General features: G+C 61.3%; 12 protein-coding genes. 1 reads left to right on the top strand and 11 read right to left on the bottom strand.

Features of this window, described 5'->3' with window-relative positions:
- Positions 1-138: 138 nt before the first annotated feature.
- The 9 genes from prmC to GbCGDNIH6_RS03125 form a co-directional block, all read right to left on the bottom strand.
- Positions 139-1005 (bottom strand): peptide chain release factor N(5)-glutamine methyltransferase, encoded by an 867-nt coding sequence (gene prmC, locus GbCGDNIH6_RS03165; RefSeq protein WP_072562813.1) that lies wholly within the window; start codon positions 1003-1005, stop codon positions 139-141.
- 4 nt (positions 1006-1009) lie between these two features.
- Entirely contained in the window at positions 1010-1792 is a 783-nt protein-coding gene (locus GbCGDNIH6_RS03160; protein ID WP_232449933.1) for a class I SAM-dependent methyltransferase, read from the bottom strand.
- The gene (gene prfA / locus GbCGDNIH6_RS03155; RefSeq protein WP_072564294.1) at positions 1792-2850 is read right to left on the bottom strand and encodes a peptide chain release factor 1; all 1059 of its coding nucleotides are present in this window, start codon (positions 2848-2850) and stop codon (positions 1792-1794) included. The genes GbCGDNIH6_RS03160 and prfA overlap by 1 nt, the downstream gene beginning before the upstream one ends.
- Positions 2847-4094 carry a histidine--tRNA ligase gene (hisS, locus tag GbCGDNIH6_RS03150; RefSeq protein WP_072562811.1) on the bottom strand — a complete coding sequence of 416 codons (1248 nt, stop codon included), beginning with the start codon at positions 4092-4094 and terminating at the stop codon, positions 2847-2849. Before hisS ends, prfA begins: the two co-directional genes overlap by 4 nt.
- A gap of 86 nt (positions 4095-4180) precedes the next feature.
- Positions 4181-5344: a flavodoxin-dependent (E)-4-hydroxy-3-methylbut-2-enyl-diphosphate synthase gene (ispG, locus tag GbCGDNIH6_RS03145; protein WP_011631311.1), complete on the bottom strand. Its 1164-nt coding sequence runs from the start codon at positions 5342-5344 to the stop codon at positions 4181-4183.
- A 112-nt stretch (positions 5345-5456) separates the two neighbouring features.
- Complete coding sequence (locus tag GbCGDNIH6_RS03140) at positions 5457-6743, bottom strand: helix-turn-helix domain-containing protein (RefSeq protein WP_072562810.1); 1287 nt, start codon at positions 6741-6743, stop codon at positions 5457-5459.
- 307 nt (positions 6744-7050) lie between these two features.
- Complete coding sequence (locus GbCGDNIH6_RS03135) at positions 7051-9342, bottom strand: phosphoenolpyruvate--protein phosphotransferase (RefSeq protein ID WP_072562809.1); 2292 nt, start codon at positions 9340-9342, stop codon at positions 7051-7053.
- 261 nt (positions 9343-9603) lie between these two features.
- Positions 9604-10671 (bottom strand): NAD(P)H-dependent flavin oxidoreductase, encoded by a 1068-nt coding sequence (locus GbCGDNIH6_RS03130; protein WP_095413429.1) that lies wholly within the window; start codon positions 10669-10671, stop codon positions 9604-9606.
- Between the two features lie 4 nt (positions 10672-10675).
- Positions 10676-11905, bottom strand: a complete 1230-nt coding sequence (locus tag GbCGDNIH6_RS03125; protein ID WP_072562808.1) for an aspartate kinase — start codon at positions 11903-11905, stop codon at positions 10676-10678.
- Between the two features lie 157 nt (positions 11906-12062).
- On the opposite strand from GbCGDNIH6_RS03125, the gene ubiG reads away from it, so the two are divergent.
- Positions 12063-12818: a bifunctional 2-polyprenyl-6-hydroxyphenol methylase/3-demethylubiquinol 3-O-methyltransferase UbiG gene (ubiG, locus tag GbCGDNIH6_RS03120; RefSeq protein WP_072562807.1), complete on the top strand. Its 756-nt coding sequence runs from the start codon at positions 12063-12065 to the stop codon at positions 12816-12818.
- 1 nt (position 12819) lies between these two features.
- Here the strand turns inward: ubiG and GbCGDNIH6_RS03115 are convergent, their stop codons facing one another.
- Together GbCGDNIH6_RS03115 and grxC are read right to left on the bottom strand one after the other, a co-directional pair.
- The gene (locus tag GbCGDNIH6_RS03115; protein WP_025286116.1) at positions 12820-13320 is read right to left on the bottom strand and encodes a DUF1178 family protein; all 501 of its coding nucleotides are present in this window, start codon (positions 13318-13320) and stop codon (positions 12820-12822) included.
- 93 nt (positions 13321-13413) lie between these two features.
- A complete protein-coding gene (gene grxC, locus GbCGDNIH6_RS03110) occupies positions 13414-13668 on the bottom strand; it encodes a glutaredoxin 3 (protein ID WP_025286115.1) in 255 nt (84 codons plus the stop codon).
- Positions 13669-13695: the final 27 nt, after the last annotated feature.

Below are 13695 nucleotides of genomic sequence, written 5' to 3'. Positions count from 1 at the left end.
AATCCTGCCGCCCCGACCGCCGCGAAGCTGCCCACAGAATTGTTCTGGGGCAATTTTATCCGTCAAGTCAATGCATACCACATAAACCTATCGTGCAGCCTTGCGGAAGATCCTCTGACGACACTTTTTAACCACACGTCATTCTGGTGAGAGGCCGATCATATCAAGACCAAGCGCCAGCGCTCTGGCAATACCACCCAGATCAACGCGGCACCCGATAACGCGTAACCCCGCCTGTGCCGCCAAGGCTCCAACCTCGGCCTCCTGCCCGATCCCCAGCTCCAGAATCGCGACACCGGATGGTGTCAGCAGATCCGGCAAAGAGGGAATGATCCCGCGATAGGCCTCCATACCTCTCTCCCCGGCAGCAAGGGCGGAGGCAGGTTCATAATCACGAACATCTGCCATCAACCCCGCCATATCCCGATCGGGAATATAGGGCGGATTGGACAGGACCAGATCAAACCTGTCCGCACAGCAGGAGGCCCAATCCCCTACACAGAATGCTACCCGATCCGCCACGCCAAGAGAAATCGCATTGCGACGGGCCAACGCAGCAACAGCCTGTTTACGGTCGATACCCAGACCCGTGGCCTGTCGATATTCATGCAGCGCCGCCAACAGCAGGCATCCCGTGCCGGTTCCCAGATCAAGCACACGTCGCACCCCTCCCTGCACCGGAGGGCGCAATGCCAGCGCATACTCGATCAGCGTTTCCGTATCCGGCCGCGGAATCAGCGTGTCAGGCGTCACCGCAAAAGACAGGCCCCAGAACTCCCGCACGCCCAAAATATAAGCCAGCGGCTCCCGCTTCGCCCTGCGCTCGATCCATTCGTCGAGTAAGGGCAGCGTCACCTCCCGCTCGCTGTCGCGCAGCAGCCCGGTCGCATCCAGCCCGAGCAGCATCCCCAGCATCAGCCGTGCCTCTGCCCGCGGAGACTCCACCTCCGCCGCAGCCAGAGCCGAGGCGGCCCGGTTCAATGCTACGCGGATCGTCTCGGACACGATCTCACACTGCCCGGCGCGCGATCAGAAAAACAATCGGCACCGCCCAGCTTGAAATGGCTTCATCCTGCACCCCCACTCGCACACGCATGGATTGCGGCAGCCCCCTCAGTAATGCGCGGATGGCGGCTTCATGCACAGACGGCGTCGCCATACGCGCCAACCATGCTGCAAAATCCATGTTCAGAGTGTCGCTGCGTGCTTCCTCAATGAGGAAACCGGCCCTTTCCAGCCCCGCCACCCATTCCACCAGAGTGCGATTACGGACATGGGAGGGATCACGCAGCAATTCAATGCTCTGCAAGACCGTATCGGCGGCGGCATCGGGAAATCCCGCCGTATCCATGAACACCGCGAGACCACCCGGCTTCAGAACCCTGTAGGCCTGCCGTAATCCGGCCTCGAAATCGGGCCAGTGATGGGCACTGTAACGGCTGGCCACGACATCGAAATGATGATCCGCAAATGGCAAAGCCTCCGCCATGCCAGACACTGTTTCAATATGATGCAGCCCCCGCCGGGCTGCCTCCGCCGCTGCCGCCTCCAGCATACGGGGAGACAGGTCACAGGCCACCACATGCTGCATCAATGGGGCTGCCGTAAAGGAAACATGCCCACCACCACAGCCGAGATCGAGCATCACACCGCCCCGGTACGGTTCAAGCACATCGGCCAGACGGTGCAGATCAGCACCCTTCGCATGCACATCACTCCTCACATAGGCATCGGCACGGGTGCCGAATTGCCGTTCGATATGTGCGGCCTGTGCAGCATGCGTCTGTGTCATCATAACTCCTGTGCGGAAAGACGGGCAGCCTGATCCTCTGCTGTCAGGGCATCGACGAAATCATCAAGCTCGCCGAGCATGACACGATCAATCTTGTACAGCGTCAGATTGATGCGATGATCCGACACGCGCCCTTGCGGAAAATTATAGGTGCGGATGCGCTCGCTGCGATCCCCAGTTCCCACCTGGGCCCGGCGATCAGCCGCACGGCTGGCATGCAGGGCGGCACGCTGCTGTTCATACAGGCGTGCTTTCAGAATCTTCATCGCCTTGGCGCGATTTTTGTGCTGGCTCTTTTCCTCCTGCATCGCCACGACGATACCGGAGGGAAGATGGGTGATGCGCACAGCGCTTTCGGTTTTATTGACGTGCTGGCCGCCCGCGCCGGATGCACGATACACGTCGATGCGCAGATCGCCTTCATCAATCTGCACATCCACATCCTCCGCCTCCGGCAGCACCGCGACGGTCACGGTGGAGGTATGGATACGCCCCTGTGATTCCGTTGCCGGAACACGCTGAACACGATGCACACCACTTTCATATTTCAGCCGCGCAAAAACCGACCGGCCGGTGATTTCAGCCATACCGCCCTTCAATCCACCAAGACCGGTATCGTCATATTCGAGAATCTCGAAGCGCCAGCCTCGGATTTCCGCATAACGCTGATACATGGAAAAAAGCTGTGCCGCGAACAGGCTTGCCTCATCCCCCCCCGCCGCAGGACGAATTTCCAGAATGGCCGAACGCTCATCCGCCTCGTCCTTCGGCAGCAGGGCGATCCGGATTTCCTTTGTCAGGGACGGCAATTTTTCACGCAGGATTTCAGCTTCGCTCTCGGCCAGTTCCCGCATATCGGGATCGGCCAGCATGGCCTCCGCCTCAGCCAGACCGCGCTCCGCCGCCCACAGCTCCTCGATCCGGGCCACAACCGGCTCCAGCTCCGCCAGCTCCCGCGAGGCCGCTGCGAAGCTGTCGCCATTCAGCCCTTCGGACAGGGAAGCCCGCAACTCCTCGGCCCGCGCAACAATCCGGTCGAGATTTGCTGTAAAACTCATGCCACCCCACGCGCCAGCAGCCATGTAGCGAGACCATCCAGCGCCACTTCCTGCTGTTCACCGGTGCGCAGGTCCTTGACCTGTGCCACGCCCCTCGCCCGCTCCTCCGTGCCGAGGATAACCGCGGCCCAGGAACCTGCCTTGTTGGCACGTTCCATGCGGCGCTTCAGATTGCCGCGATAGGCCATTTCCGCCCGCAATCCAGCCGCCCGCAAGCTCTGCACCACATCCAGCGCCGCTTCTTCTTCCTCACCCACGGGCACCACCGCAACCGGTGCCGGTGCAGCAGGCGGCTCAGCCAACAGCATGGACAGGCGCTCGATCCCGGCAGCCCAGCCCACGGCGGGGGTAGCAGGACCACCCATCTCCGCCACCAGACCGTCATAACGGCCACCGGCCAGCACAGTGCCCTGTGATCCCAGCGCATCCGTGACGAATTCAAAGGCCGTATGATTGTAGTAATCCAGCCCTCGCACGATGCGCGGATTTTCCCGGAACGGCACGCCAAGCTGCGTCAGATGTCGCTTCAGCCCGGCATAAAACGTGGCGGCCTCTTCTGTCAGATGCTCGTAAATCACTGGCGCCTCAGCAATCAGCGCACGGTCTCCCTCATTTTTGCTGTCCAGTATCCGCAGCGGGTTACGCTCCAGCCGGGTGCGGCTCTCTTCCGACAAAGACTCCCGCTGCGCCGAAAAATAGGCCACCAGCGCCTCGCGATAGGCATCGCGGCTGGCTTTATCGCCCAGTGTGTTCAGTTCCAGCACCACGCTGCCACCAATGCCCAGCGCGTTCAGGATCTGCCAACCGCAGGCAATCGCCTCCGCATCCGCCAGCGGTTCGGCCGCACCGATCAGTTCCAGCCCGATTTGATGAAACTGGCGATAGCGCCCTTTCTGGGGCCGTTCATAGCGGAACATCGGCCCGGCATAGAACACTTTCTGCGGCAGGGACTGGGTCAGGCCATTGGTGACCAGAGCACGGCAGATAGCCGCCGTTCCCTCCGGCCGGAGGGTCAGCCCTTCGCCGCCGCGATCGGTGAAGGTGTACATCTCCTTCGTCACCACGTCAGACGTTTCACCAAGAGTGCGGCTGAAGACTTTCGTATCTTCGAAAACCGGCGTGGCCCATTCGTCAAAACCATACAGCCCTACGATCCGGCGGGCGGTCTCCACGACATGGCGATAACGACGCTGATCTTCTCCGATCAGATCATGAGTGCCTCTGGGGGGTTGCAAGGCGGCCATATGCGGTCTCGATACACTCGGGTGATGGATAGACACGAAAAAGGCGCGGAGCCTGCGCCCCGCGCCGGAAACAGAACGGAGCCGGACTAAACGGTTTCGTGCTGAAGCGCGGCTTCCTGAGCGGCTTGCTCGGCCGCGGCCTTGGCGGCAGCCTCTTCTTCAACAATGCGGGCGGCTTTTTCTTCCACCAGCGTGACGATGTGATCGACCATGCCGTCGGCAGCAATGGTATGATCGGTCTTACCCGCATTGTAGATCATGTGGCGGCCACCGCCGCCGCCGGTCAGGCCGATATCCGTCATCAGCGCCTCACCAGGACCATTGACCACACAACCGATGATCGAGAGCGTCAGCGGAGTCTGAATATGCGCCAGACGTTCCTCCAGCGCGGCTACGGTCTCGATCACGTTGAAACCCTGACGGGCACAGGACGGACAGGAGATGATCTTCACGCCACGATGGCGCAGGCCGAGGCCCTTTAGAATTTCCCAGCCGACATGCACCTCTTCCTCCGGCTCGGCGGAGAGAGAGACACGCATCGTATCGCCCACGCCCGCCCAGAGCAGATTGCCGAGTCCAATGGCGGATTTCACTGTGCCGGTACGGCGGCCACCGGCCTCGGTAATGCCGATATGCAAGGGATGGTCACAGACTTCGGCCAGTTGCTGATAAGCCGCCACCGCCAGAAACACGTCAGAGGCTTTCACGCTGATCTTGAATTCGTGGAAATCGTGATCCTGAAGAATCTTGGCATGTTCCAGCGCGCTTTCCACCAGCGCATCCGGATTGGGTTCGCCGTATTTCTCCAGCAGATGCCGCTCCAGCGAACCGGCATTCACCCCGATACGGATGGCGCAGCCATGATCGCGGGCGGCTTTCACCACTTCCCGAACACGCTCGGCACTGCCGATATTGCCGGGATTGATACGCAGACAGGCTGCACCGGCTTCGGCCGCCTCAATGGCGCGGCGATAATGGAAATGGATATCCGCCACGATGGGCACATTCACCTCGCGCACGATTTCCTTCAGCGCGATGGTGCTTTCCTGATCAGGGCAGGAGACCCGGACGATATCGACACCGGCGAGTTCGGCACGGCGAATCTGGGCAATCGTCGCTTCCGCATCGGTCGTCAGCGTATTGGTCATGGTCTGCACGCTGATGGGCGCATCTCCACCCACGGCTACCTTGCCGACATGGATCTGCCGGGATTTACGCCGCTCAATCTGCTGATAGGGACGATAGCTCATTGAGCCTGCTCCAATTCACGCCAATACGACACGATGGCGCCCCAGTGGACGCACACCCTTAAAATGGGTCACTTCCATGGATTGTGCCACAAAAGCCACGTCATGGCTGCCCCTAATCCGCTGAATTATCCTGATCCTCTGTCCGTGGTGCCGGAGAGGACACAGTGGATGACCGATCATGGGCAGGTTCAGGAGAAACAGAGGATCTGCCAGAGGATCCAACAGAGGATCCGACAGAAGAACGAGACTGGTCCGGTATGGCTGACGGTGCCGCTTTCTGAAGCGCCTCGGTTTCCAGCGGCACGTTGCGGCGGACGGCACCATTGTTACCCAGAGGAGGCAGATCATGCCCATCCATCACAATCTGAGTGCCCCCGGCATTGCCGGTGGTCAGCAGAAGCGGTCCCTGCCCGGCCTGAGCCTCCGGCACGGCCCAGCTTTCGCCGGCATGCATAACCTTGTTCAACAGGATCGTGCCATTCTGGGATTTTACCTGCATCCATGCATCGGCACTGGCTTTCAGCACAATGCCATGCAGCGTTTTATCCGCCCCCGACGCGACAGGCTTTACCCCGTCCGGCCCAGGGGATTGCCCAGGGGATGGGGTGGTTTGGCCCGCAGCAAGAGAGGGCTGCGATGAGGCAGGGGGCATAGCAGACGGTGACATAATGGGAGCATCCGCTGTCCGCTCCGATGTCTGGTACCCGGGTGCCTGATGCTCAGCAGGGTGGGATGGCGGTGATGCACCAGCCGTTTCAGCCTGTGCGCCGGCAGGTCCATTCGATGCCGGTCCGTTCGATGGTATCTGGGCCGCATGCGTCTCTGCGCCAGGCACCGGGGCAGGAGACGCAGAGGACGCCGAGGGCGGTGCAGAAGGCTGCGCCTGCGAAGTTGCAGACGCCGCCGGGGGGCTGGCGACCGGCGTCTTTGCTTCCTCTTTGCGGGCCAGCGGCGCGAGATGCTCTGGAACCTCCTGCACCGCATCCGGCACAGGATGATTGGCCGATAGTTTGTACCAGCCGATATAACCTGCAACAGCGATCACGGCCCCAAGCAGCACAACTGCTCCCGCGGGAACACCACGTTCCGGCACGGGGGCTGGAAAATGAAGCTCCTGCTGATGATGGCTCGCCCCCGCCTCGGTCTTGAAGCGCTGCACCGTCTCATCAGGATCGAGCCCGAGACTGGCGGCATAGGTGCGCACGAAGCCCATCGCATAGGTGGTGCCGGGCAGATCCCCTATCCGGCCTTCCTCAATGGCCAGAAGATAGGCTGTCCGTATACGGAGTGAAGCCGCTATATCTTCCAACGCCCAACCCAGATGTTCACGCACAGCGCGCAGTTCACCGCCGACAGTCTGGGCATTCCCGGTCACGGTGTCACCAGACAATCCTCTCATACCCATGTCGCAGAGCCCCCGACCTCAGGCATGGAAACAGCCAGCCCCGATGATACCCAATATGATCGCTCGCACGGCTTTGAAAAACTTGGCATCTGGATCAGGCCCAGCATGAGGGAACGAGGAGAGTAGAGCCAGCACGTAAAACGACGCCTCTCATGGAGATCCCCTCATGGATACTCCTGGCGAACAGACCACCCTTCACAGGTGCTGCATCTAATCCCAGTCCGCGATGCTTGCCAACAGGCTGTCATAATATCCGGCATGCCCGGTCTTTCCCATTATCGCGAGCAGATATCACCAACAATCAAATATCCAGCCCCTGTTCCCGACACCATGAAACCAGAGGTTCACGATAGGAGGCCGCCCCCTTCTCTCCCCCGCGAATAGACATCAGAACGCGCCGCAAGGCCGGAAGATCACACAGCGATACGGCTTCCTTCACCGCAGGGAAAGCAGAAGCAGACATGGAAAATGTTGATATACCCAGCGCTGCCATGACCAGCACCTCAAGAGGTCGTGATGACGCCTCGCCACAGACAGAGAGGCGGCAGCCTGTATTATGGGCAGCAATACTGACTTCTTCCAGCAGATCAAGCATGGCAGGAGACAGAAAATCATATCGTCCGGCCAGCGCAGGTGTACCGCGATCCGCCGCAAACAGAAACTGAAGCAGATCGTTGGTGCCAATGGACAGAAAATCCACCTCGGCCAGGAGATCAGAAAGCTGCCACAGCAGAGATGGCACTTCCAGCATGGAGCCGACTTCCAGCGTTGCTGGCGGAATATCGGCACGCTCTATTTCGGCTTGCAACAGTGCTCGCGCGGCACGGAATTCGGCCAGTGTTGCCACCATCGGGAACATGATCGATAAAGGCCGCCCGCAAGCCGCCTGAATCAAAGCACGCAACTGGCGCCGCATCACCGCCGGACGATCCAGCCCGACACGCAGGGAGCGCCAGCCCATGGCCGGGTTTTCCTCAACTGACGCCCCAGATTCAGCCAGCATCTTGTCACCACCAAGATCCAGCGTACGGAACATGACAGGACGATCCCCCGCCTGTGTCAGCACACGATCGTAAATCTCCGCCTGTTCCCGCGAATCCAGCATGCGACCATGAGCCAGCATCGCGATTTCGGTCCGAAACAGGCCGATACCAGCAGCGCCGGTAAGGTCAAGCTGATCCAGCTCCAGCGTCAGTCCCATATTCAGCATCAGGGTAAACGGCGTACCGTCCTTGCTTCGGGAAGGACGCTCCCGCAGCTCTGCCCAATGCGCCAGTTTGGCCTGTGATGCCTCCCTTGCCCGCAAATAGGCGATCCGCATTTCCTCCTCGGGCCGGAAGATCAGCAGCCCCTGCTCGGCATCGACAATGGCCGTATCGCCCTCGTCCACCGCATCCATCAGATTGGGCAGATCGCCGAGCGCAGGCAGGCCAAGCGCACGGGCGATGATCGCGGCATGACCACCTGTCGTGCCTTCCTCGATCGCGACCCCCGCAATACCCCTGCCGTGCCAGTTGAGAAGTTCCGCTGGCCCAAGACGCCGTGCCACCAGAATGGCACCGGGTGGTACCGGCCCATGCTCCGCCCCATCCAGCACCGCCAGCAGACGCAGGGCCAGATCCTCCATATCGGCCAGACGCTCCCGCATATACGGGTCAGCGATCTTGCGCATTTTCTCGCGGATTTCACCGCTGACCCGATGTACCGCCGCCTCTGCGGTCAGACCACTGCCAACTGCATCCCGTACCCGGCGCAGCCAGCCGCTATCCGCAGCCAGCAGCCGATAGGCTTCCATTACCTCCCTCGAGGCCGCTTTTGCACCCTCGGAAAGAGCGCCTTCATCCAGTGATACGCCATCTTCGGCACTTTCCGCCTCACTGACCGAGGACAGGGATTGCTCGATCAGCTCATCAAGGCCGCTTTGCATGCGGCGAGCGGCTGCCATCAGCCGTTCCATCTCAGCCTGCGGATCAGACGCCAGAAGATTACGCGGCGGAGGCCCGGCGCCATGCAGGATCACCGGCCCCACCGCAATCCCCCCCATCAAGCGGGTGCCGACGAAGCGACGCTGGACCGTCGTGGTGAAAATCGTCTCCGCGCCATCCTGTGTCGTGGCGGCAAACAATTCCGCCAGCACCATGGCGACGGTTTCCAGCACCTCCACCTCATCCTCGGTGTAACGCCGGACCGCCCTGTTCTGCACGGCAAGCACGCCCAGAACCCGGCCTCCCCGACGCACTGGAACCGCCAGCAGGGAGGCATAAAGCTCCTCCCCCGTTTCAGGCCGATAGGCAAAGGCCGGATGATTCTGCGCATCGGGCAGATTGAGCAAGTGACCGGACGCGGCCACGATGCCGACAATTCCTTCGCCCAGCCGCAACCGGGTGCGGCCAACCGCATCGGGATACAATCCCTCAGTCGCCACCAGTTCCAGAATTTCGCCGGGCCGCAGCGCGTAAATCGAACAGACTTCGCTGACGAGTTCGGACGCAACAAGACGCACCAGCTCTGCCAACGGTGCTTCATCACCAGCCATAAGCGCCCGCAACCGGGCCAACAGGCGGCGCGGTGCGGCAGGAGGGCGCATCACCATGGCAATATCAGGGGCAATATCAGGCCCGGCCCAAAAGGCCGATAAAGGCGCCGGACGTGCAGCAGGAGGAACAGGAAGCTGTCGCTCCCCTGCTCCGCCCAGCGCATCCTCTGCCGCCCTGTCCTGTCCATCGCCGCGTCCTGTCGCGAATCACGAAAGACAATGTTGCATGACCGATCGGTCAACGAAAGCCATATGGCAGTCTCTCACAGGAGAAGATGCTGCCGAATAGCCCGTATTTGGTGAGAAACCCGGCCTGGATTACAGGCTGCGCAGCGCTATGGCGGAAACAGCCTGCTCCACCAATTCTGCGATGACCTCTGGAATGGCCTGCTCACCCGTCACCATACCGACCGACTGCCCGGCCATGACCGAGCCATGTTCCACATCCCCATCAATGACGGCGCGACGCAGCGCTCCGGCCCAGAAATGCTCGATTTCAAGCTGAGCCTGATCCCGCGTCAGTTCCCCGGACAGGAAGCGGTCACGGGTTTCCAACTGATGACGCATGAATTGGCGGGTACCTTCATTGATCAGCCCCCGCACGGGAATAACCGGGAAGCGCTCATCCAGTTGTACGCTCGGCAGCGCGTCGCGCGCATTGGCGCGGTAGAAAGCCCGCTTGAAATTCTCATGCGCAATGCTTTCACGCGTGGCGGCAAAGCGGGTACCGAGCTGTGCGCCAGAAGCCCCCATTTCCAGATAGGACAGGATCGCTTCACCCCGGCCCAGACCACCAGCGACAAACACCGGCACATCCCGTAGATGAGGCAGAATTTCCTGCGCCAGAACGGTCAGTGAAACGGGACCGATATGCCCCCCGGCCTCTGCCCCCTCGATCACCAGCGCATCTGCACCGGAGCGAACCAGACGCTTCGCCAGCACCAGGGCAGGCGCAAAGCAGATCAGCTTCGCGCCGCCATCCTTCACCGCACGCACGGCGCCGCCCGGCGGCAATCCGCCTGCCAGCACGATATGGCCGACTTTCGCCTCCAGACACACGCGGATCAGATCATCCAGCGCCGGATGCATGGTAATGAGGTTGACGCCAAAAGGCTGGTCGGTCAGCGCCTGCGTGGCGGCAATCTCCGCTGCAAGCTGGTCCGGCATCATGGAGCCGCAAGCGATCACGCCGAAACCACCCGCATTGGAAATGGCGGAGACAAGGTGCCGCTCGCTGACCCAGCTCATTGCACCGCCGAGAATGGCGTACCGGGAACCAAGAAATTCCGTCCCGCGGGACCACAGCTCTTCCAGCCTGACACTGGCGGCAGCCAGACTACGAGGGTCGAGAGCGGCTGCGTTACTGGTCTGAGTGATATCCGTCATGCGATCAGGCCGCATCCAGACCATACGCAGTATGCAGGGCGCGCACTGCAAGCTCCGCATATTCCTCGGCAATCAGCACACTGACCTTGATCTCGCTGGTGGAGATCACCTGAATGTTGATCCCTTTTTCCGCCAGCGTGCGGAACATGGTGGTTGCCACGCCGACATGGCTGCGCATGCCGACACCCACCACGCTGATTTTGCACACTTGGGGATCAGCACTCATTTCCGCAAAGCCAATCTCCACCTGTGCCGCCGACAACGCGGCCTGCGCGCGCGGCAGATCTGAAGTGCCAACGGTGAAAGTCATGTCGGTGGTGCCATCTTCCGCCACGTTCTGGACGATCATGTCCACATTCACATTGGCTTCCGTCAGCGGTCCCAGCACATGTGCCGCCACGCCGGGCCTGTCCGGCACGCGCCGGACAGTGATCTTTGCCTCGTCCCGCGAATACGCAATGCCGGACACCATTTCCTTTTCCACGATCTCGTCCTCATCCACTACCAATGTGCCGACATTCTCGCCTTCAGGATCCACGAAACTGGATAGGACCCTGACGCGTACCCGTTCCTTCATCGCCAGCTCGACGCTGCGGGTTTGCAGCACCTTGGAGCCGACAGAGGCCAGTTCCAGCATTTCCTCGTACGAAATACGATCCAGCTTTCTGGCGCGGGAAACGATACGCGGATCGGTGGTATAGACCCCATCCACGTCGGTATAAATGTCGCAGCGATCCGCCCGCACTGCCGCCGCCACCGCCACCGCCGAAGTGTCGGAGCCGCCACGGCCGAGCGTGGTGATACGGTGATCGGGGCCAATCCCCTGAAAACCCGCCACGACTGGCACCTGACCGGCCTGCATGCGGCGGATCAGTTCTCCGCCCTCAATGCTTTCGATACGGGCCTTGCCATGGGCATTATCGGTGCGGATCGGCAACTGCCAGCCAAGCCAGGAGCGGGCATCCACGCCTGCCTCCTGCAACGCGATCGACAGCAGCCCGGTGGTGACCTGCTCCCCTGTGGCCACGACCGTGTCGTATTCCCGCGCATCATGCAGCGGCGACAGGGACTGGCAGTAGCCGACCAGCTGGTTGGTCACGCCAGACATGGCGGAGACGACGACCGAAACCTCATTCCCGGCATCCACCTCGCGTTTGACCAGACGCGCGACATTGCGGATGCGGTCGAGATCACCGACGGATGTGCCGCCGAATTTCATGACAATGCGGGCCATGTTACTTCCAGGAACAAGCGATCAACGGGTGGGAATGCCCCTTTCCCGCTGCGGCGAAGGGCAATCCCGTCACAGGCGGGTTGCCTCCCGGCGCGCGGGCAGACACATAACGATGACACGCAGCGGGGGCAACCTGTCCCGCACGAAGGAGAGAGTGATGGCCGAGGTCGATTCGCATGACAGACATGCCGCTCATGCTCCGGCAGCGAATGTCTCAGAGGAAGAGGTCTCCCGCTTCGATGCGCTGGCTTCCCGCTGGTGGGATCCGTATGGCCCGATGCGACCGCTGCATATGATGAACCCGGCGCGGATCGGCTGGGTGACCGGGCGCCTGCCGGATCAGTCCGCCATGCAAGATGCCACCATTCTGGATGTGGGGTGTGGCGCGGGCCTCGCCGCCGAAGCGCTGGCCCATCAGGGCTACAGGGTTTTAGGGCTGGATGCCGCGGCTGAAGCCGTTGCGGCGGCACAGGAACATGCCGGCCTTTCTTCCGGGCTGAACCTGTCCTACCGCGCCGGAACCGCTGAAGAATTACTGTCCGAGGGGCAGCACTTCCGCGCCATCACCGCGCTGGAAGTGATCGAGCATGTGCCCGATCCCGCAGCCTTCCTGTCACTGCTGCACGATCTGCTGGAACCGGGCGGGCGGGTTTTCATCTCCACCCTGAACCGTACTGTGCGGTCATGGACGGTGGCGAAGCTCGGGGCAGAATATCTGCTGCACTGGCTGCCGGTCGGCACGCATGACTGGCAGCGCTTCATTGCTCCACACGAGCTGACCAGCCTGCTGCGTCAGACGGGTCTGCGTCCCCTCGACAGTGCCGGGCTGAGCTTCCGGCCGCTGCGGGGGCGCTGGACGATCAGCCGGGATTTGTCCATCAACTACATCATCGCCGCGCAAAGAGATCGTTAGCTCAGCTATCGGAGCGGGGAACCCAGGGAATGGCGGCAAAGGAAACACCTTCATCCTGAAGCATCTCCGCTTCCTCGGCCGTGGCCTGACCGTAAATGCCGCGTGCCTCTGCCTCGCCACGATGGATACGCAGGGCTTCCTCGGCAAACTTCTCCCCCACAGGGTCGCAATGCTTTTCCACCTGCGCCCGCAGAGCCTGCAAGGCCGCCCGCAACTGGGCAGGAACGCCTATGGCAGGAGCCGTTGCAGGCGTGGGCACGGACACAGCCTGTACCGGACCATCCGGTGCCGAAGCAGGGGGTGGGGCGACAGGCACGTGATCGGGTAACATATTGCCTTTACGACCCAATGAGGGCGTCATCAGGCCACGCTCTACCTGCGTATCACCGCAGACAGGACATTCGATCAGACCAGCCTCAACCTGACGGTCAAAGGCGCTGCTGCTGGCGAACCATCCGTCGAAGCTGTGCCCATGCCGGCACTGGACGCAATAATGTATCATTCCGCGTTTAACCCGGCCACCGCCTGCATTCTTCCCGGTTTCCAGAGGCGGCCATCAAACTGGACCAGGGGTGAAAAACCAGCTTATGCAGCCTTAGGCAGCTTGCAATAAGGGGTCCAGCTCTCCGGCCGCTTCCAGCGCCATCATGTCATCACAGCCGCCGATATGACGCCCCCCTATGAAGATCTGTGGCACGCTGGTGCGACCGCCAGAACGCTGCTTTGCCTCCGCCCGTGCGGGAGAGCCGGGAAGGGCCTGAATTTCCTTGAAAGGCACCTGCTTCCTCTCCAGCAAGGCAAGCGCGCGCGAGCAATATGGGCAGTAAGGCTGCGTATAGATTTCGATCAACGGTCTTGTCTTCCTTGACTGTATCAG

This window comes from Granulibacter bethesdensis, from assembly GCF_001889525.1.
Taxonomy (GTDB): Bacteria; Pseudomonadota; Alphaproteobacteria; order Acetobacterales; family Acetobacteraceae; genus Granulibacter; species Granulibacter bethesdensis_C.
This window is presented reverse-complemented; position numbering and strand designations above follow the sequence as displayed.

Excerpts from the sequence above, each read along its gene's own strand:
- GbCGDNIH6_RS03160 (WP_232449933.1), bottom strand. The coding sequence starts at position 1,792 with ATGACACAGACGCATGCTGCACAGGCCGCACATATCGAACGGCAATTC.
- prfA (WP_072564294.1), bottom strand. The coding sequence starts at position 2,850 with ATGAGTTTTACAGCAAATCTCGACCGGATTGTTGCGCGGGCCGAGGAG.
- hisS (WP_072562811.1), bottom strand. The coding sequence starts at position 4,094 with ATGGCCGCCTTGCAACCCCCCAGAGGCACTCATGATCTGATCGGAGAA.
- ispG (WP_011631311.1), bottom strand. The coding sequence starts at position 5,344 with ATGAGCTATCGTCCCTATCAGCAGATTGAGCGGCGTAAATCCCGGCAG.
- GbCGDNIH6_RS03140 (WP_072562810.1), bottom strand. The coding sequence starts at position 6,743 with ATGAGAGGATTGTCTGGTGACACCGTGACCGGGAATGCCCAGACTGTC.
- GbCGDNIH6_RS03135 (WP_072562809.1), bottom strand. The coding sequence starts at position 9,342 with ATGGTGATGCGCCCTCCTGCCGCACCGCGCCGCCTGTTGGCCCGGTTG.
- GbCGDNIH6_RS03130 (WP_095413429.1), bottom strand. The coding sequence starts at position 10,671 with ATGACGGATATCACTCAGACCAGTAACGCAGCCGCTCTCGACCCTCGT.
- GbCGDNIH6_RS03125 (WP_072562808.1), bottom strand. The coding sequence starts at position 11,905 with ATGGCCCGCATTGTCATGAAATTCGGCGGCACATCCGTCGGTGATCTC.
- ubiG (WP_072562807.1), top strand. The coding sequence starts at position 12,063 with ATGGCCGAGGTCGATTCGCATGACAGACATGCCGCTCATGCTCCGGCA.
- GbCGDNIH6_RS03115 (WP_025286116.1), bottom strand. The coding sequence starts at position 13,320 with ATGATACATTATTGCGTCCAGTGCCGGCATGGGCACAGCTTCGACGGA.